Annotated in this window: 23 protein-coding genes and 2 tRNA genes; 14 read left to right on the top strand and 11 right to left on the bottom strand. The window is 61.5% G+C overall.

Features of this window, described 5'->3' with window-relative positions:
* Positions 1-63: 63 nt before the first annotated feature.
* From J7E82_RS09320 to rpmH, 7 genes are all read right to left on the bottom strand, one after another.
* A complete protein-coding gene (locus J7E82_RS09320) occupies positions 64-1,116 on the bottom strand; it encodes a ParA family protein (RefSeq protein WP_308113725.1) in 1,053 nt (350 codons plus the stop codon).
* A gap of 85 nt (positions 1,117-1,201) precedes the next feature.
* Positions 1,202-1,852 carry a 16S rRNA (guanine(527)-N(7))-methyltransferase RsmG gene (gene rsmG, locus J7E82_RS09315; protein ID WP_214862332.1) on the bottom strand — a complete coding sequence of 217 codons (651 nt, stop codon included), beginning with the start codon at positions 1,850-1,852 and terminating at the stop codon, positions 1,202-1,204.
* 6 nt (positions 1,853-1,858) lie between these two features.
* The gene (locus J7E82_RS09310) at positions 1,859-2,419 is read right to left on the bottom strand and encodes a R3H domain-containing nucleic acid-binding protein (RefSeq protein WP_214862331.1); all 561 of its coding nucleotides are present in this window, start codon (positions 2,417-2,419) and stop codon (positions 1,859-1,861) included.
* On the bottom strand, positions 2,419-3,381 hold the full coding sequence (gene yidC, locus J7E82_RS09305) for a membrane protein insertase YidC (protein ID WP_214862330.1): 963 nt from the start codon (positions 3,379-3,381) through the stop codon (positions 2,419-2,421). The genes J7E82_RS09310 and yidC overlap by 1 nt, the downstream gene beginning before the upstream one ends.
* A gap of 17 nt (positions 3,382-3,398) precedes the next feature.
* Complete coding sequence (yidD, locus tag J7E82_RS09300) at positions 3,399-3,794, bottom strand: membrane protein insertion efficiency factor YidD (RefSeq protein WP_214862329.1); 396 nt, start codon at positions 3,792-3,794, stop codon at positions 3,399-3,401.
* Positions 3,787-4,206, bottom strand: a complete 420-nt coding sequence (rnpA, locus tag J7E82_RS09295; protein ID WP_214862328.1) for a ribonuclease P protein component — start codon at positions 4,204-4,206, stop codon at positions 3,787-3,789. Before rnpA ends, yidD begins: the two co-directional genes overlap by 8 nt.
* Positions 4,207-4,246: 40 nt before the next feature.
* Positions 4,247-4,384, bottom strand: a complete 138-nt coding sequence (gene rpmH, locus J7E82_RS09290) for a 50S ribosomal protein L34 (protein WP_011776797.1) — start codon at positions 4,382-4,384, stop codon at positions 4,247-4,249.
* Between the two features lie 472 nt (positions 4,385-4,856).
* Between rpmH and dnaA the strand changes: the two genes are divergently transcribed.
* The 12 genes from dnaA (at position 4,857) to J7E82_RS09230 (ending at position 18,218) form a co-directional block, all read left to right on the top strand.
* Positions 4,857-6,278, top strand: coding sequence for a chromosomal replication initiator protein DnaA (gene dnaA, locus J7E82_RS09285; protein ID WP_214862327.1), 1,422 nt, complete (start codon positions 4,857-4,859; stop codon positions 6,276-6,278).
* Positions 6,279-6,838: 560 nt separating this feature from the next.
* Complete coding sequence (gene dnaN, locus J7E82_RS09280; protein ID WP_214862326.1) at positions 6,839-7,963, top strand: DNA polymerase III subunit beta; 1,125 nt, start codon at positions 6,839-6,841, stop codon at positions 7,961-7,963.
* 95 nt (positions 7,964-8,058) lie between these two features.
* Positions 8,059-8,943 carry a phosphogluconate dehydrogenase (NAD(+)-dependent, decarboxylating) gene (gene gnd / locus J7E82_RS09275; RefSeq protein WP_214862325.1) on the top strand — a complete coding sequence of 295 codons (885 nt, stop codon included), beginning with the start codon at positions 8,059-8,061 and terminating at the stop codon, positions 8,941-8,943.
* A gap of 24 nt (positions 8,944-8,967) precedes the next feature.
* Positions 8,968-10,197, top strand: coding sequence for a DNA replication/repair protein RecF (gene recF, locus J7E82_RS09270; RefSeq protein WP_214862324.1), 1,230 nt, complete (start codon positions 8,968-8,970; stop codon positions 10,195-10,197).
* Positions 10,184-10,750 carry a DUF721 domain-containing protein gene (locus J7E82_RS09265; protein ID WP_214862323.1) on the top strand — a complete coding sequence of 189 codons (567 nt, stop codon included), beginning with the start codon at positions 10,184-10,186 and terminating at the stop codon, positions 10,748-10,750. The genes recF and J7E82_RS09265 overlap by 14 nt, the downstream gene beginning before the upstream one ends.
* A gap of 438 nt (positions 10,751-11,188) precedes the next feature.
* Positions 11,189-13,264, top strand: coding sequence for a DNA topoisomerase (ATP-hydrolyzing) subunit B (gene gyrB, locus J7E82_RS09260; protein WP_214862322.1), 2,076 nt, complete (start codon positions 11,189-11,191; stop codon positions 13,262-13,264).
* 56 nt (positions 13,265-13,320) lie between these two features.
* Positions 13,321-16,047: a DNA gyrase subunit A gene (gene gyrA / locus J7E82_RS09255; protein ID WP_214862321.1), complete on the top strand. Its 2,727-nt coding sequence runs from the start codon at positions 13,321-13,323 to the stop codon at positions 16,045-16,047.
* The gene (locus tag J7E82_RS09250) at positions 16,044-16,688 is read left to right on the top strand and encodes a DUF3566 domain-containing protein (protein WP_214862320.1); all 645 of its coding nucleotides are present in this window, start codon (positions 16,044-16,046) and stop codon (positions 16,686-16,688) included. The genes gyrA and J7E82_RS09250 overlap by 4 nt, the downstream gene beginning before the upstream one ends.
* Before the next feature lie 112 nt (positions 16,689-16,800).
* Positions 16,801-16,874: transfer RNA gene (locus tag J7E82_RS09245), tRNA-Ile, on the top strand.
* Between the two features lie 57 nt (positions 16,875-16,931).
* Complete coding sequence (locus J7E82_RS09240) at positions 16,932-17,048, top strand: DLW-39 family protein (RefSeq protein WP_214862319.1); 117 nt, start codon at positions 16,932-16,934, stop codon at positions 17,046-17,048.
* Between the two features lie 70 nt (positions 17,049-17,118).
* Positions 17,119-17,194 (top strand) — tRNA-Ala (locus J7E82_RS09235).
* Positions 17,195-17,279: 85 nt separating this feature from the next.
* A complete protein-coding gene (locus J7E82_RS09230) occupies positions 17,280-18,218 on the top strand; it encodes a DMT family transporter (RefSeq protein ID WP_214862318.1) in 939 nt (312 codons plus the stop codon).
* 57 nt (positions 18,219-18,275) lie between these two features.
* Here J7E82_RS09230 and J7E82_RS09225 read toward each other — a convergent pair whose 3' ends face one another.
* Positions 18,276-19,151 carry a glycosyltransferase family 2 protein gene (locus J7E82_RS09225; protein ID WP_214862317.1) on the bottom strand — a complete coding sequence of 292 codons (876 nt, stop codon included), beginning with the start codon at positions 19,149-19,151 and terminating at the stop codon, positions 18,276-18,278.
* Positions 19,152-19,283: 132 nt separating this feature from the next.
* Positions 19,284-20,279, bottom strand: a complete 996-nt coding sequence (locus J7E82_RS09220; protein ID WP_214862316.1) for a hypothetical protein — start codon at positions 20,277-20,279, stop codon at positions 19,284-19,286.
* 153 nt (positions 20,280-20,432) lie between these two features.
* Here J7E82_RS09220 and J7E82_RS09215 point away from each other — a divergent pair, with 153 nt between their 5' ends.
* Together J7E82_RS09215 and J7E82_RS09210 are read left to right on the top strand one after the other, a co-directional pair.
* Positions 20,433-20,978, top strand: a complete 546-nt coding sequence (locus tag J7E82_RS09215) for a peptidylprolyl isomerase (RefSeq protein WP_214862315.1) — start codon at positions 20,433-20,435, stop codon at positions 20,976-20,978.
* A 13-nt stretch (positions 20,979-20,991) separates the two neighbouring features.
* Positions 20,992-21,846 (top strand): rhomboid family intramembrane serine protease, encoded by an 855-nt coding sequence (locus tag J7E82_RS09210; RefSeq protein ID WP_214862314.1) that lies wholly within the window; start codon positions 20,992-20,994, stop codon positions 21,844-21,846.
* Here the strand turns inward: J7E82_RS09210 and J7E82_RS09205 are convergent.
* Positions 21,843-22,313 carry an SRPBCC family protein gene (locus tag J7E82_RS09205; protein ID WP_214862313.1) on the bottom strand — a complete coding sequence of 157 codons (471 nt, stop codon included), beginning with the start codon at positions 22,311-22,313 and terminating at the stop codon, positions 21,843-21,845. The genes J7E82_RS09210 and J7E82_RS09205 overlap by 4 nt on opposite strands.
* A complete protein-coding gene (locus tag J7E82_RS09200; RefSeq protein ID WP_214862312.1) occupies positions 22,310-22,675 on the bottom strand; it encodes a helix-turn-helix transcriptional regulator in 366 nt (121 codons plus the stop codon). Before J7E82_RS09200 ends, J7E82_RS09205 begins: the two co-directional genes overlap by 4 nt.
* Positions 22,676-23,158: the final 483 nt, after the last annotated feature.

Raw genomic sequence — 23,158 nt, 5'->3', positions numbered from 1 at the left:
ATACATCCCTCCGATGGAATAGCCGGCCGCGGCTGGCTTGGCTGTTGCAGTAATTGAAAGATTCTAGCGTTCAGCGATTTCCGCTGCCGCTTCCATGTAGGAGAGAGCACCGCTCGAAGACGGGTCGTAGGTCATTACCGTCTGCTGGTAGCTAGGGGCTTCGGAGATGCGAACCGAGCGTGGCACCACGGCTGAAAGTACCTGGTTGGGAAAATGCTGCCGGACCTCCGCCGCCACCTGGGCGGCCAGATTGGTGCGGCCGTCGTACATAGTCAGGAGAATCGTCGAAACTACCAGATCCGCGTTCAGGTGCTTCTGGATCATCTCGATGTTCTTCAGGAGCTGGCTCAGGCCCTCCAGCGCGTAGTACTCACACTGGATCGGAATCAGGACCTCGGTGGCTGCACAGAAGGCGTTGACTGTGAGGAGGCCCAGGCTGGGTGGGCAATCAATGAACACAAAGTCCAGTCGGGCCTCGCCCTTCTTTTCGCGCTCTTTCGCATAGACATCGATGGCCCGCCGCAGACGCTGTTCACGGGCAACGAGGGATACGAGCTCGATCTCAGCGCCGGCGAGGTGAATGGTGGCCGGCGCACAAATGAGATTGGGGATGTCAGGGCAGGGAGCCACGACCTCCTTCAACGGAAGGTCGTTGATTAGGACATCGTAGATGCTGTCCACATCGGCGTGATGCTCGACACCCAAGGCAGTGGAGGCATTTCCCTGCGGATCGATGTCGATAACCAGGACATTGAGGCCGGCCGCCGCAAGGGCCGCCGCAATGTTGACCGTCGTGGTGGTCTTACCCACTCCACCCTTCTGGTTGGACACCGTGAAGATACGAGTCTTCTCGGGGCGGGGAAGCCTGCGGCCATCCAGGCGTTCCCGCCTGCGCGTCTCGTTCGCCAACTGCCGGGCAATGGGACTGGAATCATCCATTGAATCCATAACGTTAACGCCAGAAACGGGAGTTTCACGTGAAACAGCTGAGTTTTCAACCAAATTCGTGTGAGTGGAGGACGCATCAGCGGTCGCCGCCGCTACAGTCATCGCCCGCGCGGATCCCAGGGAAATAAACGGCGGGATCCGTTGCGTGGAGGCTTCGCTACTGCTCACTTCACACTCTCACTCTCATTCGGCTCTTGCTGCCGTTCTCTAGCCTAGCCGCTTACCTGCACGGACCAGCGAAGCCTTGCTTAGGCTACGCAATCTTCCCGGGCTTGTTGACGACGATCCTCACCACTGTGGTGGGTTCCTTCAAAAGATCCTGTCCGACCACTACAACAGACGTTTTCACGCCTCCAAGCTTGCGGATCACCTTGGACGCTTTCTCGATTTCCTCCGCGGCGCTCCGTCCCTTGATGGCAACCACCTCACCCTTGCCGCCGAGAAGCGGGATGGTCAGGCCCGCCAGGTTGGACAGCGCCGAAACCGCGCGAGCCGTAACGACGTCGGCGTTTATCAGGCCAACGGCCAGCTCCGCCCTGGTGCGCATAACCGTGACGTTGTCTAGCCCGAGGTCGTCCACGACCTCCTGAAGCCAGATCACCCTCCGCTCCAGCGGCTCGATGAGTGTCAGTTCAAGGTCGGGTCGCGCAATTGCAAGGCACAGGCCGGGCAGGCCGGCGCCGCTTCCGACGTCGGCTACGTGGCTGTCTTGGGCAATTTCGGATTCGATGACGGCGCAGTTCAGGACGTGCCGGCTCCACAGCCGGGGAATTTCCCGGGGGCCGATGAGGCCACGTTCTGTCCCCGACGTGGCAAGGTGCTCCACATAACGCTTGGCGAGCTCCAGGCGCGAACCGAAAATTTTCTCGGCCGCCTGGAGCTCAGCTGGAGTTATTTCAACCATGGTTCGTCAGTCGGCCGATACAACGATGTGTCGGCCCGAGCCTTCACCCTCAGACTCGCTGACTAAACCCAGGTCAGCGACGGCGTCGTGAACGATCTTGCGTTCGTAAGCGCTCATGGGCTCCAGGGCTACAGATTCGCCATTCTCCTTGACCTTGGCCACGGCGTCCTCCGCGATCTGCTGCAGGTGGCCTGCACGCTCCTTGCGATAGCCGTTGATGTCGAGAACGAGCCGCGAACGGTTCTCGGTAGCCGACAAAACAGACAGCCGGGCCAGCTCCTGGAGTGCCTCCAGAACCTCTCCGTCAGGGCCGACAAGGCTGTCGAGGCCAGAGGATTCCTCTTCCGCGGCGATGGAGATGTAGGTCCTGCCGTTGCGCACTTCAATGTCGATGTCGCCGTCGATGTCGGCGATATCAAGCAGTTCCTCGAGGTAGTCGGCCGCGACGTCGCCTTCTTCTTCCAGTCGCTTTATGCTCGATCCCTTGGATGAGGACTGCGTATCTTCCTGGGCCTCGTCCTGGCCTTCAACCGCTGACACGTCTTCTTCGGTGCTCTCAACAGACATTACTTCTTCTTCCTGTTCTTGCGCTGCGGCTGGACGCGCTGGCTTTTGACCTCAACGACGGCGGGGGCGGCTTCTACTTCTTCACGCTTACCGCTCAGAATGGGCAGGGCCGGCAGGCCCTTGGCGGCACGACGCTCGGCGAGGGCCTTCGCGGCCGGGGATCCCGGCGTCGGCATGCGACGGATGACGAAGAACTGCTGCGCCATAGTCCAAAGGTTCGTGGTGGTCCAGTAGATGAGGACACCGATGGGGAAGTTGATGCCGCCGACGCCGAACACGATCGGCAGGATGTATAGCATCATCTTCTGCTGGCGCATGAAGGGGCTGGCCATCGCCTCTTCAGACATGTTCTTCGCCATGATCTGCTTCTGCGTGATGAACTGCGACGCCGTCATCGCGAGGATCATGACGATGGTCAGGATGGTGACCGCTAGGGGGTTGCCTTCCGGATTGTGAAGCAGCGTTGCGGAGAGGGGTGCACCGAAAATCGTGGAATCGTCGAACTGCACAACCTGATCGTGGCCCATAGCACCGATGCCCTGGCCCTTGTCACGGGCGGATGAGATGCCGGAGAGCACCTGGAACAGCGCAAAGAAGAACGGCATCTGGATCAGCATCGGAAGGCATGCAGAGAACGGGTTGGTCCCGTGCTTCTTGTACATCGCCATCTGTTCCTGCGCCATGGCCTGGCGGGACAGCTGGTCGGTCTTGCCCTTGTACTTGTCCTGGAGCTTCTTCAAGTCCGGCTGCAGGAGCTGCATACCGCGCTGCGCCTTGATCTGCTTGACGAAGACAGGAATCAGCGCCGCCCGAATCACCAGCACGAGGCCAATAATCGACAGGGTCCAGGTCCATCCGGACGCTTCCGGAAGGCCAATGAAGCTCAGTCCTTCATGGAAGCCGACCATGATGACCGAGACCAGCCACTTGAACGGAAACATGATTGTTTCAAAGAAGTCCATACGTTATCCCTATTTTGTTAGGCCGCCGGGCGGCCTTCTTCATCAGCCTGAGCAGCCAGGAACAGATCCGGGTTATTCAGTACAACAATCATGGGGGTCCGGCCTTCAGGCCAGTGACGGTGGCCGGCGGGGACATGGTCCACACCACCGGCATTCCAAGGATGGCATTTGGCCAGACGCCTGGCTGCGAGCCAGCTGCCCTTCACGGCGCCGTGAACGGTAACTGCCTCAAGGGCATAGGCAGAACAGGAAGGAAAGAAGCGGCAGACCTGCCCATAGAGAGGAGACACAAGCCTGCGATAGGTCCGCAGCAACAGGATCAGGATGTTCCGGGGGAGATCACACAGGAAAGCGCCGGCGGCAGAGGCCAGGGCTTTGAGGGAAGGAACGACGCCGACGGTCCGGTTATGCACGCGGTGTCCCTTCCTCTGTTGTGCCGTTTAGTTCGGGCGAAGCGACCTTCTCGCCGTTGCGCACGCTTCCGGCCAGCCTCTTGGTAGTCACGCTGAGGGCGGCGTTGTAATCCGCCAACAGTTGGTCCCAACTGGCAGTCGCCGCCGCAGGCAATGCGCGAACCACGACCGCCAGGCCGGTTCCGTGCATGCCGAGTGACAAGGCACCTGCTTCCCTCAGTCTCCTCTTAACGAGGTTCCTGGTCACGGCGTTCCCGATAGCTTTGGAAACAATAAAGCCGATTCGGGTGGCCTGGTCCGCGGCGATGGGTGCCGTATATAACACTAAGTTCCGGCGTCCATTGCGGACGCCGGAACGTACAGTTGTTGAAAAGTCCGTCGAAGTCCGCAAGCGGTTACGGGTGGCAAGCACCGTCAAACTCGCATAGAAGGGCTGACCGACAAGTCAGTATTTACGCCGACAGTTCGACGCGGCCCTTGCCACGGCGGGCAGCCAGGATGGCGCGGCCGGCACGGGTGCGCATACGAAGGCGGAAACCGTGCTTCTTGGCTCGACGGCGGTTATTCGGCTGAAAAGTCCGCTTGCTCACGTTAGTTACTCCAGTGGATCAAAGGTGCGCCCACCCGATCAAAGGGGAAGAACTGGCCGACGCTAAGTTTTGTAGATGTCTGCTGCCGCCGCTTACCGGACGCTGGGCGTACGGAGGCGCGGTTGGTCAAAAAGCGGACACAAAGGACTTCACAACGTTAGGGCAAATACGACTTCCCAGTCAAACCGGGACTGGTCCGATGCCCTGTCCCCAACTGTGGCTAACAGTGCCCCACAGCCTGTGGATGAAGCACGTCACAGACCCCGTTTTCGAACAACAACGGTGTAATTATCCACAAGCAACTAGCCAGCTATCTTCTAGCGTTTTCATACCCTAGAGTGTCTCAGTAGCCGATTATCCACGGACTGTGCATAACCCTGTGGATTGCCCCGGAATCCATACGTCTTTGGGGGACTTTTTGGACACTTCGGCTGCGGGCAATGCAGGCAAGCAATATTTAGGAACCAATTTGATGACAGTAGACGAAGCCAACCACGCCAATACTGTCGGAAGTTCCTGGCGTCGAGTGCTGACCCTGCTGGAGCAGGACGACAGGGTCACCCCCCGTCAGCGTGGCTTCGTCATCCTTGCCCAGGCCCAGGGCCTGATTGGTTCCACCCTGCTGGTGGCCGTACCCAACGAACTCACCCGTGAAGTCCTGCAAACCCAGGTCAAGGACGCCCTTGACGACGCTCTGCGCAATGTCTTTTCTGATGACATCCGCTGCGCCATCGACGTAGACACTGACCTGGTGCCCATCCACGAGGAGCCGGAACCCGCCGTCGAGCTCTCCCTTGGAGCAGATGCTGCCTTCGAACCCAAGCCGCAGCCCACGCCTCCCAGCACATCCCACGAATTCGGACGGCTGAACCCCAAGTACGTTTTCGACACCTTCGTCATCGGCTCCTCCAACCGCTTTGCCCACGCCGCTGCAGTGGCCGTGGCCGAGGCGCCGGCCAAGGCGTACAACCCGCTCTTCATCTATGGCGATTCCGGACTTGGCAAGACCCACCTGCTGCACGCCATCGGGCACTATGCGCGGCGCCTCTACGGCGGAATCCGGGTCCGCTACGTGAACTCGGAAGAGTTCACCAACGACTTCATCAACTCGATTCGCGACGACGAGGGTGCCAGCTTCAAGACGACCTACCGCAACGTGGACGTCCTGTTGATCGATGACATCCAGTTCCTGGCCGGCAAGGACCGGACGCTGGAAGAGTTCTTCCACACATTCAATGCGCTGCACAACAACAACAAACAAGTCGTGATCACCTCGGACCAGCCGCCCAAGTTGCTGGCCGGCTTCGAGGACCGCATGAAGTCCCGCTTCGAGTGGGGCCTGCTGACGGACATCCAGCCCCCGGAACTGGAAACCCGAATTGCCATCCTGCGCAAGAAGGCACAGAACGAGGGGCTTTCCGCTCCGGACGATGCCCTGGAGTACATCGCCTCCAAAATCTCCAGCAACATCCGTGAACTCGAAGGCGCACTGATTCGCGTCACGGCGTTTGCCAGCCTCAACCGCCAGCCAGTTGATGTGGCACTCGCGGAAATGGTGCTGAAGGATCTCATTACCGACGACGGCGCCCAAGAAATCACGGCCGAGCAGATCCTGCGGCAGACTGCCGATTACTTCAAGCTCAGCATGGACGAGCTTTGCAGCAAGTCCCGCACACGCACCCTGGTGACGGCCCGCCAGATCGCCATGTACCTCTGCCGGGAGCTGACCGATATGTCGCTGCCCAAAATCGGCCAGGAACTGGGTGGGCGGGACCACACCACCGTGATCCACGCCGACCGCAAGATCCGCGAACTCATGGCCGAACGCCGCGTGATCTACAACCAGGTCACTGAACTGACCAACCGCATCAAGCAGCAGCAGCGCGACTCCTGATTCCACAGCCCTTGTTCCACACTCGGGCTGCCCGCGGCCGCCTATCCCTACCTTATTAACAGGTGCATGTGGATAACCCTGTGGATGGTTAAGGGGACAAGCGTGGTTAATGGGCTTAAAACCCTTAAGCCGTCTGTGGATCGTTAAAAACCGTGCTTGAGGTTATCCACGTCCACACCCTGTTTAAAACCCCTTGGACCCACAGCCCATGAACAGGGCTTAACCGCGGAACGGCGCCGCCATCGCGGGTTTTCCACAGTTTCCACAACAGTTATTAACACTACGAATCCCAAAAAATTGATATCCCTCAAATAACAACCACCCTCTCCTGGCCCACCTGCCCGGTCCGGCGCTGCCGGAAACGACAAGGCTGTAAGCCGGGGATGGGTTAATCCCGGCTGTTCCGGCTAAGCTGTCAGCAACGCGTCCATCCTTGAGCTTGTTTTGTCATCCGTAAACGCGGACCGTGCAGCTTCCAGGGAGACGAGCACAAGTTTCGGGGCCAAACGGAGTTCCGGGTTTAGGCAACGAACAGCAGTAATGAAAGGCGGCACCCTTCCGTGAAGTTCAGAGTCGAACGGGACGTCCTGGCAGAAGCCGTTACATGGACCGCCCGGTCGTTGTCTCCGCGGCCGCCCGTCCCTGTCCTGTCCGGTCTCCTCCTGAAAGCAGAAGCCGGCACCGTTAGCCTGTCCAGTTTTGACTACGAGACGTCCGCACGGCTGGAAATTCCCGCGGACATCACCACCGAGGGAACCATCCTGGTGTCGGGGCGCCTACTTGCCGACATTTGCCGCAGCCTGCCCTCGGCCCCGGTTGAGGTGGAAACGGACGGCAGCAAAGTCACCCTCACCTGCCGCCGAAGCAGCTTCCACCTGGCCACCATGCCGGAGAGTGAATACCCTCCGCTTCCAGCCCTGCCTACCATTACCGGAACGGTCCCGGGCGATGCTTTCGCCCAAGCCGTTTCCCAGGTGATCATCGCGGCCAGCAAGGATGACACGCTCCCGATCCTCACCGGCGTCCGGATGGAAATCGAGGACGACCTGATCACCTTGCTCGCCACGGACCGCTACCGGCTTGCCATGCGGGAACTTCCCTGGAAGCCCGTCAACCCGAGCATCTCAACCAGTGCACTGGTCAAATCCAAGACCCTCAACGAGGTTGCCAAGACCTTGGGCGGCAGCGGCGAAATCAACCTGGCAATCGCCGACGACGACAGCCGGCTTATCGGTTTCGAAAGCGGCGGCCGCACCACCACGTCCCTGCTCGTCGATGGCGACTACCCCAAGATCCGCTCACTCTTTCCGGATTCCACGCCGATCCACGCCACCGTCCAGACCCAGGAACTTGTGGAAGCGGTACGCCGCGTCTCGCTCGTGGCCGAACGGAACACCCCGGTTCGGCTTGCCTTCACGCAGGGCCAACTGCACCTTGACGCAGGCACCGGCGAAGACGCCCAAGCCTCGGAGGAACTCGAGGCCCAGCTGACAGGTGACGACATCACAGTGGCCTTCAACCCGCACTATCTTGTAGAGGGCTTGAGCGTCATCGAAACCAAGTTTGTCCGGTTCTCTTTCACCACCGCGCCGAAGCCGGCCATGATCACGGCTCAGGCTGACGCCGATGGCGAAGACCAAGACGACTACCGCTACCTCGTGATGCCGGTACGCCTTCCCAACTAGGTAGCAGTTGTTGTCGTTATGGGCGCTCATGACGACAACAAATGCGAGTCAGTTGGCCCGCCATCACGCCACCAATGCAGAAAAGAGCTCACACGGTGCATATCGGATTGATCGGTCTTGGAAAAATGGGCTTCAACATGCGCGAACGCATGCGGAAGGGTGGCATCGACGTCACTGGCTACGATCGCAATCCGGACGTGACTGACGTCGGCTCCGTGGATGAGCTCCTGGCCGCGGTGCCTGCGCCCCGACTCATCTGGATCATGGTTCCGGCCGGCCAGATCACTGACGCAGTGGTGACCGAACTCGGGGAGAAGCTCGCCCCGGGAGATCTCGTCATCGACGGCGGCAACTCCCGCTTCACCGAGGACCAGAAACATGCCGCGTTCCTTGTCGAAAAGGGCATACGGTTCGCCGACTGCGGAGTCTCGGGCGGGGTCTGGGGACTCCAGAACGGCTACGGACTGATGGCAGGTGGCAACGAAGACGACATTGCGGCGGCCATGCCGATCTTCGATGCGCTGCGCCCCGAGGGTGAGCGGGCTGACAGCTTCGTCCATGTTGGCGGCGTTGGGGCCGGGCATTACGCCAAGATGGTCCACAACGGAATCGAATACGGGCTCATGCAGGCCTACGCCGAGGGCTACGAGTTGCTGGCCGCGAAGGACATCGTCAACGACCTTCCCGGAACCTTCCGCGCCTGGCAGAAGGGGACCGTGGTGCGTTCGTGGCTCCTTGACCTCATGGTTAAGGCACTGGACGAAGATCCAGGCCTCGAATCTATCGACGACTACGTTGAGGATTCGGGCGAAGGACGCTGGACTGTGGAGGAAGCGATCGCCAACGCCGTTCCGGCGCCGGCTATCACCGCTGCACTGTTCGCCCGTTTTGCCTCCCGTGAGGACAACTCACCCGCCATGAAGATGGTCTCGGCCCTGCGCCACCAGTTCGGCGGGCATGCCACCCGCCCGGCCAAATAAGGGGCCGGGAGGCCGGCGGCAAGCGTGTATCTTGAACACCTTTCACTCACCGATTTCCGAAGCTACGCCCAGGTCGACCTGAAGCTCGGGCCCGGCGTCACCGTGCTCGTGGGGTCTAACGGAATAGGCAAGACGAACCTCATGGAGGCGATCGGTTACCTGGCTAACCTCAGCTCCCACCGGGTCAGTTCGGACGGACCCCTGCTTCGCTTTGGCACCGAACGCGCCATGATTCGCGCCAAGCTTGTCCGTGGTGAGCAGTCCACCATCATCGAGCTTGAAATCAACGCCAACCGGGCCAACCGCGGACGCATCAACCGCGGAAATCCCGTTCGGGCGCGTGACATCGTAGGCATCTGCCACACAGTGCTGTTCGCACCGGAAGACCTTGCCCTGGTGAAGGGCGATCCCTCCAACCGGAGACGCTTCCTGGACGAATTGCTGGTCAGCCTTATCCCCAGGCACGCCGCCACGCGCAGCGACTATGACCGGGTCCTCAAACAGCGCAATGCCCTGTTGAAATCCGCCCGTTCGGGCAAGTTCACAGCGGCCCACGAGGCAACACTCGAGGTATGGGACCAGCACATGGCCAAGGCGGGAGCGGAGTTACTGCATGCCCGCCTCGAACTCGTAGAGCGGTTGCGCCCTCACCTGAACAGCGCCTATGCCCAGCTCACCGACGGATCAAGGGAAGCCGACGCCCAGTACCGTTCCACGATCCAGGGCGTCCTTGACGACGACGGCGGGCTGCCAGATCCCGCTGCAGGCTCGGCAGTCGCCGCGGACACCGTTCCCGCCGCAGCCACAGCAGGAACGACGGAAGCCCTGCGGTCCCTGTCCGTGGAGGAATTGTCTGACCGCTACATCCAGGCCTTTGCCGCCTCCCGCCGCAAGGAGCTGGAACGCGGGATTTCCCTGGTGGGGCCGCACCGGGACGAGCTCGAACTGATGCTTGGCGAAGCACCGGCGAAGGGCTACGCCTCCCACGGCGAGACCTGGTCAATGTGCCTTGCGCTCCGGCTGGCCTCCTACTACATAATGCTGGACGACGCCATCACCGGAGGCTCTGCTCCTATCCTGATCCTCGACGACGTTTTCGCCGAGCTGGACGTCCAGCGCAGGCGTAAACTGGCAGCGATCGTAGCCGGCGCCGAGCAAGTGCTGGTGACTGCCGCCGTCGACGCCGACATCCCCGAAGAACTGGCCGGGCGGCGGGTGAGGGTGGTTCCGGGAGGCATTGATGGCGAAGGATGATTCCGGCGGGCTCCAGCCCGGCCGTGACCCCGACCAAATTGATGCCGCCCAGGCAGCACTGAACCGCATGCGCGAGGCCGCGGCAGCGCGCGGCGAGATCCGCCAGTCCGCCTCCAGAGCCGCTTCAAGCACAGGCTCAACCAGCAAAAAGCGCGGGCCCCAGAACACCCGGGGATTCACCCAATTCCATGGCACCGGCCGCGATCCGCTCGGACTGAGCAAGGTGGTGGGCAGGCTCGTGGCCGAGCGAGGGTGGACTTCTCCAGTGGCTGTGGGATCGGTCATGGCAGAGTGGGCAGCCCTCGTGGGGCCGGAAATTTCCGCCCACTGCAGTCCGGAAAGCTTCACGGATACCACGCTGCATGTGCGCTGTGATTCGACGGCGTGGGCTACTCAGCTTCGACTCCTCAGCACAAGCCTCCTGGAAAAGTTCCGGACGGAACTGGGCGAGGGCGTTGTCACCAAAATTCACGTCCTGGGCCCCTCCGCTCCCAGTTGGCGCAAAGGGGGGCGCAGCGTCAACGGCCGCGGGCCCCGAGATACTTACGGCTGACACCCCACGACTGGCACCTACGATTGGCACCCACGATTGGCACCCACGATTGAGGGCGATGAACCTGGGAGCGCCCGGGAAGTCAAGCACTGCGTAAAGGGCATGCAGGGCGCCTCAACGCCCCAGGGATGTATAGGCACCCAGAGACGTCACCGTTGGAGCCTTGCAGCGGCGGTCAGTGACTTCCTAGAGCACATTTCGCTGGCCACGGAGCCCTGCCGATGCGAGGTTCTGGCTGTTTTCACGATAGAATCGCAACAGATAACTGGGCGCCGGTGAAACGTTGACTGAGTCCGTTTTCCAGCGCGCTGGAGGCGGATCCGCGAGTCCACGGAGTAATCGGCGTTATCAGTGACGTGCCTGTTGGCATTGCTGTTCCCTGCTCAGACGCGGGAGGGCGGCAGTCCATCATCGAATGCAGAGGAGTCGAAAGCGCCTGTGGCTAGCGACAATGTAGAGACCGTGGCAGTAGAGCCTGCAGAGGAGACCGCACCGACGCCGGATACCCCGGCGGCCCCTCGCGAATACGGGGCCAGCGACATCACTGTCCTTGAAGGCCTGGAAGCAGTCCGCAAGCGTCCCGGCATGTACATCGGTTCCACCGGACCCCGTGGCCTCCACCACTTGGTGTATGAAGTGGTGGACAACTCTGTTGATGAGGCCCTGGCCGGTTATTGCAGCCACATTGAGGTTACGCTCCAGGCCGATGGCGGAGTCAAGGTAGTCGACGACGGCCGAGGCATTCCGGTGGATATCCACCCGAGCGAAGGCAAGCCAACGGTCGAAGTTGTCATGACCATCCTGCATGCTGGCGGCAAGTTCGGTGGCGGCGGGTACGCCGTTTCCGGTGGCCTGCACGGCGTCGGCATCTCGGTGGTCAACGCCTTGTCCCGCCGGGTCGATACTGAAGTCCGCCGCCAGGGACACGTCTGGCGGATGTCCTTCGCCGACGGCGGCAAGCCGCAGGGCGAACTCGTCAAGGGCGAGCCCACGGACAGAACGGGAACGACGCAGACGTTCTATCCTGACGACAGGATCTTTGAAAGCACGGAGTTCGAATTCGAAACCCTCCGCGCGCGATTCCAGCAGATGGCCTTCCTGAACAAGGGCCTGCGCATCACACTCATTGACGAGCGCCCGGATAAGACTGTTGCCGATGCTGATATGGACCTTGATTCCGTGGCGGCCGAAGGCGAAGTTGCCGCAGAATACCGAACCGTCGTCTACCAGTACAACGATGGCCTCCTGGACTACGTCAAGCACCTGAACTCCAGCAAGAAAGTCGACGTCGTCCACGAAGACGTCATCGCCTTCGAGACCGAGGACACGGACAGGCATATCGCAGTCGAGATGGCCATGCAGTGGACTACCGCCTACTCGGAGAGCGTCCACACCTACGCCAACACGATCAACACCCACGAAGGCGGAACTCACGAAGAGGGCTTCCGGGCAGCGATGACGTCGCTCATTAACCGCTACGCGCGGGAGAAGGGCATCATCAAGGAAAAGGAAGACAACCTCACGGGTGACGATATCCGGGAGGGCCTCACCGCCGTCATCTCCGTTAAGCTGTCCGAGCCGCAGTTCGAAGGCCAGACCAAGACCAAGCTGGGCAACTCCGAGGTCAAGGGCTTTGTGCAGCGGGTAGTGACGGACCAGTTGGGTGACTGGCTGGAACGCAACCCGGGCCCGGCCCGCGATGTGATCCGCAAGGCCATTTCCGCTGCCCAGGCTCGCATGGCAGCGCGCAAAGCCCGCGACAACGCCCGCCGTAAGAGCCCGTTGGAATCCTTTGGCATGCCGGGCAAGCTGTCCGACTGCTCTTCCAAGGACCCTTCGCGCTGCGAAGTCTACTTGGTGGAGGGTGACTCGGCCGGCGGTTCGGCCAAGCGTGGCCGGAATCCGGAAACCCAGGCGATCCTTCCGCTGCGTGGCAAGATCCTGAACGTTGAACGCGCCCGGTTGGACAAAGCCCTCGGCAACAACGAAGTGCAGTCAATGATCACGGCATTCGGCACGGGCATCGGCGAGGACTTCGACATCGCCAAGCTGCGGTACCACAAGATCGTGCTCATGGCCGATGCCGACGTCGACGGACAGCACATCACCACCCTGTTGATGACCCTGCTATTCCGCTACATGCGGCCGCTGATTGAGAACGGCTATGTCTACCTGGCCCAGCCTCCGCTGTACCGGATCAAGTGGTCCAATGCACCCCACGACTACGTGTTCAGTGACCGTGAACGCGACGACACCATCAGCAAGGGTGTGGCCAGAAACCAGCGCCTTCCCAAGGAAAACGGGATCCAGCGCTACAAGGGCCTGGGCGAAATGGACTACACGGAGCTGTGGGACACCACCATGGACCCGGATCGCCGCACGCTGCTGCAAGTGACAATGGAGGACGCGGCCGCCGCAGACCAGGTCTTCTCGGTCCTGATGGGCGAGGACGTCGAGTCGCGGCGGAATTTCATTCAGCAGAACGCCAAGGATGTCAGGTTCCTGGATATCTAGGGAGTCCTCCCAGATTATTTCGAAGCTGACATATACCTGAAACGGAAAACAAAACGATGAGTGACGAAACACCCGAGGGCCCCACGGCGGGCGACTTGGATCCAATTCTTGAGGGCGACGTGCTGACCGACCGCGTCGAACAGGTGGATCTGCAGACGGAAATGCAGCGCTCCTACCTGGACTACGCCATGGCGGTAATCGTCGGTCGTGCCCTGCCGGATGTCAGGGACGGCCTGAAGCCCGTCCACCGCCGCGTGCTGTATGCGATGTTCGACGGCGGCTACCGCCCGGACCGCGCCTTCAACAAGTGTGCACGCGTGGTGGGCGACGTCATGGGCACGTACCACCCCCACGGCGACATGGCCATCTACGATGCGCTGGTCAGGCTCATCCAGGACTGGACCATGCGCTACCCGTTGGCATTGGGACAGGGCAACTTCGGCTCGCCCGGCAACGACGGCGCCGCGGCTCCCCGATACACCGAAACCAAGATGGCCCAGCTCGCCATGGAAATGGTCCGGGACATCGACGAGGAAACAGTCGACTTCCAAGACAACTACGACGGCAAGAACCAGGAACCGACCATCCTGCCGTCCCGGTTCCCGAACCTGCTGGTCAACGGCTCCTCGGGCATCGCCGTCGGCATGGCCACCAACATCCCGCCGCACAACCTGCGCGAGGTTGCTGACGGAGTGCAGTGGGCCCTGGACAACCCGCAGGCAAGCCGCGAGGAGCTCCTTGAAGCCCTGCTGCACCGCATCAAGGGACCGGACTTCCCCACGGGCGCAACCATCCTGGGCCACAAGGGGATCGAGGAGGCCTACCGCACCGGCCGCGGCTCCATCACTATGCGTGCCGTGGTCAATGTGGAGGAACTGCAGGGCCGCACCTGCCTCGTAGTTACGGAACTGCCGTACCAGGCAAACCCGGATAACCTCGCGATCAAGATCGCTGAGCTGGTCAAGGACGGCAAGATCCAAGGCATCGCGGACCTCCGCGACGAGACCTCGGGCCGCACGGGCCAGCGCCTCGTGATTGTGCTGAAGCGTGACGCTGTTGCCAAGGTCGTGCTCAACAACCTTTACAAGCACACGCAGCTCCAGGACAACTTCTCGGCCAATATGCTGGCGATCGTGGACGGCGTGCCCCGAACCCTGAGTCTGGACGCGTTCATCCGCCACTGGGTGACGCACCAGATGGACGTCATTGCACGGCGCACCCGATACAGGCTGCGCAAGGCCGAGGAAGAGGCCCACATCCTGCGGGCCCTCCTGAAGGCGCTGGACATGCTGGATGAGGTCATCGCCCTCATCCGCGCGTCGAACACCACAGAAGCGGCCCGTGACGGCCTGATGGAGCTCCTGGACATCGACGAGCTCCAGGCACGCGCCATTCTGGACATGCAGCTGCGCCGACTCGCCGCCCTGGAGCGCCAGAAGATCCAGGACCGGCACTCCGATCTGGAAGCCATGATCGCCGAATACCACGCGATCCTGAGCTCGGAGCAGCGGCAGCGTGAAATCATCAGCACCGAGCTCGCCGAGATCGTGGAAAAGCACGGTGACGACCGCCGAACCCACATCCTCATGGGCTTCGACGGCGATATGTCCATGGAAGACCTCATTCCTGAAGAGGAAGTGGTGGTCACCATCACCCGCGGCGGGTATGTCAAGCGCACCCGCAGTGACAACTACCGCTCGCAGCAGCGCGGCGGCAAGGGCGTCAAGGGCGCCCAGCTGCGCGGAGACGACGTCGTGGAGCACTTCTTCGTCACCACCACCCATCACTGGCTGTTGTTCTTCACGAACCTCGGCCGGGTGTACCGCGCGAAGGCCTACGAGCTGGCGGAGGCGGGCAGGGACGCGAAGGGCCAGCACGTGGCCAACCTGCTGGCATTCCAGCCGGATGAGCACATTGCCCAGGTTCTGGACATCAAGGACTACCAGCAGGCGCCATACCTGATCCTCGCCACCAAGAACGGACTGGTCAAGAAAACCCGCCTTGAGGACTACGACACTAACCGGACCGCGGGCGTCATTGCGATCAATCTCCGTGACGGGGACGAACTTGTATCTGCCCAGCTCGTGTCCGAAACCGATGACCTCCTGCTGGTCTCGCGCAAGGGCCAGTCGATCCGCTTCACGGCCACTGATGACGCCCTGCGTCCGATGGGGCGAGCCACCTCGGGCGTGACTGGCATGAAGTTCCGGGAAGACGACGAACTCCTGGCGGCTGACGTCGTCCAAGACGGTTCCTTTGTCTTCGTGGTGACCGAGGGCGGCTATGCAAAGCGGACCGCCGTCGAGGAATACCGGCTTCAGGGCCGAGGCGGCCTGGGCATCAAAGTGGCCAAGCTGGCCGAGGAACGCGGAGACCTCGTCGGTGCGCTTATTGTCCAGGAGGAAGATGAAGTCCTCGTGGTCATGGAAGGCGGCAAGATCGTTCGCTCTGCCGTTGCAGGTGTGCCGGCAAAGGGCCGTGACACCATGGGTGTCATCTTCGCGAAGCCGGACAAGAATGACCGCATCATCGAGGTTGCCCGCAACAGCGAACGAGGCCTCGAAGGGGAAGAATTCGAAGAAGATGGGGCCGCCGTGGAAGGCGGAACCGATGGCGAAAACATGGCCGAAGACACGGCCGGGGCTGCCAATGACGTAACGTTGGCTGAAGAAACCGGTGCGGGGCCAACATCCCCAACGGCTGAATTCCGACCCCTCCAAGGGTCAGACGACGGTTCCGGCGCCGCAGAGCTGAACGAAGACAATACCGGAGGTAACGAGTGAGTAATTCCGACTCATATCCCAAGCCGAGCACAGGCGACCCCGGCGGACTCCGGCAGCCGTCGTCGGCCCCGCGTGTAGGCGCCCCTGAACGGCCCCAGCAACGGCCCCTGTCGGGTGACGGCACGCGCCCCATGGCTACCGGCCAGCGTGCGGCGGCCCCCGGGCAACGTCCGGCAGTCCCCGGGCAGCGCCCGCAAGGAGCCCCCCGTCCCGGAGTCCAGGGCCAGCGGCCCGGACAGGGCGGCCCCGGACTGGTGAAGCCGGCCCCGAAGGCGAAAGTGCGCCGCGCGCGCCTGCTCGTCAGCAGGGTAGATCCGTGGTCCGTACTGAAGATGGCCTTCCTGCTGTCCGTTGCCCTCGGCATCGTGACCGTCGTGGCGGCGATCGTCCTCTGGACCGTGCTGGACCTGACCGGCATTTTCGATCAGGTGGACAGCCTGCTCGGCACTTTGGCCGGATCCGAGGGCGGCGGCTTCGAACTGAAGAAGGTGGCCTCCCTTGGACAGGTTGCCTCGTTTGCGACCATCATCGCAGTGGTGAACGTAGTCCTGCTGACCGCCCTCTCCATGCTGTCCGCCGTGCTGTACAACATCTCGGCAACACTCGTTGGCGGCATCGGCGTCACCCTCACCGACGACTGATCCGACTGCCCGAATTCCCGTGTTTTTGCGGTGAAATCCTGGCAGAAATGCCTCGATTTGAGATCGGGCCGGGATGTGCTGTAAAGTCATGTCTCGGCCCGATGAGGCATCGGGGCGTATAGCTCAGGCGGTTAGAGCGCTTCGCTGATAACGAAGAGGTCCCAGGTTCAAGTCCTGGTACGCCCACGGAACTAATGCAGGTTCAGGTAAAGGTTCGGGAGACCGGGCCGGAACGGGGTGCATGTGAAGAAGTTGCTGGTAGTTGCAGCCGCGATCGCAAGCGTCCTGGTCTACAAGAAGATGCAGGAGTCCGAAGCCCGCAAGTCAGTCTGGAGCAAGGGAACCGACAAGGTTACTTAGCCGGAACCGCGCCGGACGGTGGTCAAGACCACTGAACGAACTGCGGTAGGATAGACGGGTTGCTTCTTATGGGGGCATGGCGCAATTGGTAGCGCACCTGCTTTGCAAGCAGGGGGTTAGGGGTTCGAGTCCCCTTGCCTCCACCATAAGGAAAGTCCCGGACAGCGGAAACGCAGTCCGGGACTTTTTTGTTGCCCCTTTTCCTTCACGCACCACGATTAGGGTTGGACCATGAACCTCGTCATTGCCGCCTTGGGGGTGCTGGGCGTCGCGTCGTCAGGGCCACTGATTGCAGCGACCCTTGGCGCCACCTCCGTGACGGCACTCGCGATCGCCTTTTGGCGCAACGCGATCGGGGCTGTGGTAATGGCGACGCCGGTCGCGGTTCGCGAGCCTGGACAGTTCGGCAGGCTGACCCGGCCGGAAGTCACCTGGTCGGCGGTAGCGGCGGTGGCGCTGGCCCTTCATTTTGCCTGCTTCATTACCTCGCTGCAGCTGACTTCCGTTGCAGCCGCGACGGCGCTTGTGTGCCTCCAGTCCGCCTGGATCGCGGTCTTCCAGCTGTTCAGGGGAACCCGGCACAGCTGGCAAGTCCTTGCCGGGCTAGGCATCGCGTTTGGTGGCGTCGTGGCTATCACAGGCTTCGACATGGGTTCCTCGGCCGATGCGCTCCTCGGTGACGTCCTGGCGCTTGCCGGCGGAGCCCTGGCCGGCCTCTATACGCTGGCCGGAGGCCGGGCGAGGCAGTCGATGAGCACGGGGACGTATACGACGCTCTGCTACGGCATGTGTTCCGCAATAGTGGCGTTGCTTGCCCTGTTCGGCGGGCAGGCCCTCACAGGGTTCGACGCCGAAGGCTGGCTTGGAATCGTGGCGATCACCGTCTGCGCCCAACTGGTGGGGCACACGGCGTTCAACCACCTCCTGGCTACCATGAGTCCCCTCGTCGTCTCGATGATCATCCTGCTGGAGATTCCCGGGGCCGCGGTTCTGGCCGCTGTCTTCCTGGACGAGAAGCTCCCGGCAGGCACGTATGCCGGCCTTGGCCTGATACTCGCCGGGCTGGCCGTGGTGGTCACGGGGCAGAAACGGGCGGGGCGGAAGGAAACAGGAGCCGGCCGCGACGACGGTACTGGCGGCAGAGGGGTTGCCGAACTCGGGACGGACTAGGGGTGTGGGCTAAGACGGCGCCAGGGCTGCGGTGCCTACTAGCCAGGGGTGCGATGCCTACTGGCCGCCGCGGCGAATGCCCTGGCTGTTACCCGCGCTGTGGATGGCCCTGAGGAGCTTCGCGGGGAAATACACGGAGAAGAACACCACCATGGGCGCCTTGAGGGCCATCTTCTTGACGTTGTGCGCCTTGTATGTGCGATCGAACCGCGTGACGTAGTAGCGGTAGTCGCGTGGGGAGTCTTCAAGCCGGCGCGCGGACATGCCCGACACCATCTGCGGCCAGTACTGGACCCTCAGGTCGTGCTCGGCCAGATGCAAGGACAGATCGATGTCCTCATGCATCTCGTCCTTTTCGTCGAGGCAGGCCTCGTCCCGGATGGCTTCCCACGCTGAGCGTCGCATGGCCATGTTGGAACCGAACAGGAAGTGGTATTGGTGCTTTGCGAGTCTGAGCATCAGCTGGCGCATCTTGTCATCCGCCTTTAGCCCGAACCGTCTCATGGGCATGTCGTAATAGACCACCGGACCCGTGGCGGCCTGGACGGACGGGTCCAGGAACGCTTTCTGCACCTGCTCTACCCAGTCCGGTTCAAGGACCGAGTCCGCGTCGATCCTGCCCAGGATCTCCGACGTCGCGTTGTTCAGCCCGAAGTTCCGGGTGGGAATCAACCCCTGCTCCCGGTCCTGCGTCAGCAGGATGATCGGGCTCTCGGGGTACTCCTGCTGCATTTGTCGAACGATCATGGCAGTCCGGTCCTTAGACATGTTGTCCACGACGATGATTTCGTCTGCGGGAACGGACTGATAAATGGCTGCAATGAGGCATTGCCTGATGACGCTTTCCTCGTTATAAGCCGGGATCACAATTGAAACACCGGGCAGCTGCGGGGCGTCGTTCACGGCATCCTCGAGGGATTGGTCGGCGGACATCCCCTCAAACTTAGCATCAGGGCGCCGGGTGCCTGGAAACACCGAAGGGATCCTGGCGAACCAGGATCCCCTCAGGAGATATTCCGCACCGGCCCCCGAGCGCTTGTTTGGGGCAGGGTGCTGTTTAGGCCCTCACGGCTCCTTGGAAGCGCTGCCGGTAGTGCCCGCTTCGCCCTCTTGGTCGTCCTTATTCAGGCCCGATGCCATGTTCCTCATGGCCGTCTTGGCATCCGTGGCAACCTTGGCTCCGGCATCCTTGGCGTCCTCTGCGAGGTCGCCTGCCTTTTCCGCTGCCTCTGCTGCGGCGTGGGCAGCAGCGCTGGTTGTGGCGTCATAAGCGTCCTCCACCTTGTCCACGGCCTCGGTAGCGGCTTCCTTGGCCTTCTCGGCCGCCAGGTCCTGGGAGGAAACGGAAGAGGCAGGAACCGGTGAGGGCGTGACAGGAGAGGGCGTCTTCCACGGATCCTCCACAGGCTTTGAAGCACGCCATGCAGCGACGCCGGCAGCGACTGCCGCGGCGATGACCGTGACGATCAGCAGTCCGCGCCGCTTCGGCTTCTGCGGCCGGCCCAGTTCTGCCGACACGACCTTCGCGGCTTCGTCCGCTGCCGCCTTCAGCTGCGCCCGCGTAACGTTGGCCTGCTCCTGGATGTTGTGGACCACTCCGGAATCAACGAGCTTCTGCGCGACGGCGTCAACTTGGGCGGGTGCGTTCTCCAGCACATGGTGGACGGCTACAGAAGCCTGGCCGATCTGGTCGGAGAGCTTGGGCAGGTACTCCACAACCACCTTGTCCCGTGCATTGAGCAGGACGGGAGTGGCCTTGTTCAGGGTTTCCTGGATCCGGGGGGTTGCGTCGTCGACGGCGTCCTGGATCTTCGGCGCGAGGTGCGCCAGGCCCTCCTGGAGCCGCGGCGTGACGGTCGCGACGCCGTCGGCGAGGTTGTGGGCCGCCGACTTGAGGCCTTCCTGGATCTTCGGAGAAGCAGAATCAATTCCATGCTGCAGCCGCGGGACCGCCCAGCTCACTGCCGCATCGACTTTAGGTGCCGCCCAGTCCCTGGCGGTCACGACTCCTGTTGCGACGGACTGCTCTAGCTCGTGGGCAATACGATCCGACTTCTTCACAACTACCTCCCGATATACGTGATGGGTTGTTGTTAGCCTACGTCGATTGCACCTGACCGGCTATTCCCCCAATGAATTGGGCGCCGATTTCACCCAGCGCGGAACCAGCACCTTCACAGCCTGTGCTGTGGCGCTGCATGAAAGAATGGCACTATGACTGCCATCGCAACCGCAAAAGCAACCATTCACACGAACCTCGGCGACATCGTGGTGAACCTCTTCGGCAACCACGCACCCAAGACGGTCGAGAACTTCGTCGGCCTGGCCACGGGTGAAAAGTCCTGGACGCACCCGGAGACTGGCGAGGACAAGACCGGAACGCCTCTGTACAACGGCACCATCTTCCACCGGATCATCAAGGACTTCATGATCCAGGGCGGCGATCCCCTGGGCCGCGGCGTAGGCGGACCCGGCTACAAGTTCGATGACGAGATCCACCCGGAACTGAGCTTCAACGCACCCTACAAGCTCGCAATGGCCAATGCGGGCATCCAGATGGGCAAGGGCACCAACGGCTCCCAGTTCTTCATCACCACGGTCAACACCGACTGGCTGTTCGGCAAGCACTCCATCTTCGGTGAAGTTGCCGACGACGAGTCCAAGAAGGTCGTCGACGCGATCGAAGGCGTTCGTACCGGCATGGGTGACCGCCCGGTTGAGGACGTCGTCATCAACAGTATCGACGTCGAACAGCTCTGATTCTTCCGAATTCATGAGTTTTGGAATCCCGGCGGCCGAGCCGTCCGCAGACATTCCCGTTTGCCCCCGTCATCCGGACCGGCCCTCCTATGTCCGCTGCCAGCGCTGCGGCCGGCCGGCCTGCCCTGAATGCCAGAGGGCGGCGGCCGTCGGGTTCCAATGCGTTGACTGCGTCAACGAATTAAAGCGCACGACGCCGACCGTCCGTTCGACGTATGGCGGCGCCTATGTTTCCGGCCCACCACTCGTGACGTACACGATCATCGGCCTGTGCATCCTTGCTTTTATCCTCCAATGGCTGGTGCCCGGCAACGAGGTTTATCAGCAGTTCGCCTTCGCGAATGTCTTTGCCGTAAGCGAACCGTGGCGCATGGTGACGGCCGCGTTCCTTCATTCGCAGTCCTTCCTCCTCCACATCGTGCTGAACATGTACACGCTGTGGATCTTCGGCCAGGCCCTCGAACCCCTGTTGGGACGGGCCCGGTTCCTGGCCGTGTACCTGATCTCGGCCGTCGGCGGTTCAGTGGGTTTTTACCTGCTGACACCGGATTTCCCGGTTTCCGGCGTCGTGGGTGCCTCTGGGGCAATCTTCGGACTCTTCGGAGCGATGCTGGTCATCCAGCGCCACCGCGGCGGTGAGACAAGGCAGCTATGGGTGCTTATGGCCATCAATGGAGCAATCGGCTTCCTCGTTCCAAGCATCGCCTGGCAGGCGCACCTTGGTGGCGCCGTCACAGGCGCCCTCTGTGCCGCCGCCATCGCCTACGCTCCCAGGGGCCGTCGTCGTGGACTGCTCCAGGCCGGAGCCCTTGTGCTGGTGCTGGGGTTGCTCATCGTGATCACAGCATTCCGCACCCTCAACGGCTAGGACACCAGCTCGTCCAGTCGATCCATGGAATCCCTCATGCCCGATTCCAGCCCGTCTGAGATGAACATGTCCCGCGACTCGACGGTTGGGAACACCGAGTGCTGCATGATTCGACAGCGGCTGCCCAGATCCTCGAACGTCACGGTCTCCAGGCTCACCTGACCGGGATAGCCTTCGAATTCAAAGGTCTGGACGATGCGCAGCGGTGCCTGGACTTCGTGGAAGACGCCACGGAACGCATACTCATTTCCCGCCTGGTCTCTATGGATAAAGCGGTAGCTGCCTCCCGAACAGGCATCGAAAACGTCGGTGTGGATTGAATATCCTCGGGGGCCCATCCACTTCTCCACGAGGGCAGGATCCGTAAAGGCCTTGAAAACCCTTTTCACAGGTGCATCGAATTCCCGCTCTGTATCAACGAATGGCGTGTTTGCCGGAGCATTGACGGTTGTTGTGTTGCTGCTCATGATGATTTCTCCTCCTTTTCCTGGGATTCCAGCAGCTCATCCAGCCGCTGAAAGCGTTCTTCGGCCATCAGCCGGTAGCTGTCGATCCAGGCAGCCAAAGGTCCCATGGCGCTTGTGTTCAGATGGCAGGGCCGCCGTTGCGCTTCCTTCCGGCGTGTGACAAGGCCGGCGGCCTCGAGTACCTGCAGGTGCTTGGAGACCGCCTGCACTGTAACGCTGAACGGCTCGGCCAACTCGTTGACTGTGGCATCGCCTTGCGCCAGGCGTGCAACGATCCTCCTTCGGAGGGGATCTGAAAGGGCCATGAATGCCCTGTTCAGCCGATCCTCCTGCTCGGAGCCTGCAAGAGGCAACGTCTTCATGGTGGCTTCACAATCTCTTCTTTACAACCTATTGGTTGTTCAACCGGAAGGTTGAACACGACCATGTTAGGCCTGCCCTGCGACCAATTCAAGAGGGCCAGTAGGTTTTCCACAGTAGTTATCCACATTGTGTGTAACTTACAGCGGTGTAGTTCCACAGCCGGGAGAAGACCTAGTGGCGGGAACTGGGGGTCCGGGCGGGGTTCCAAGCTGTGGGAACCGATGTGCGTCCACAGCTGGGGACAACTTTCCCAAGGTGCCCTGTGGTTAAGTGGACAACTCGCCGACTTCTGGCTCCAATGTGGACAACGCCAGGAAAAGGCGCCTGTTGAACGCCTTTTCAACAGGCTTATCAACACTGTTAATAACTACAGGCCTGTAGTTTGCGGCGGCCAGGAAGCGTCCTCCCCCATGTGCCACGGCAAATTCGCTACACAGTGACCACAAGTTTTCCCCAACTGTGGGCGGAGTCAAGTAGTCGGG

Source organism: Arthrobacter sp. ISL-30, from assembly GCF_018613855.1.
Lineage (GTDB): Bacteria > Actinomycetota > Actinomycetes > Actinomycetales > Micrococcaceae > Arthrobacter.
The sequence above is the reverse complement of the archived record's forward strand: the minus strand, read 5'-3'. Positions and strand labels throughout refer to the sequence as shown.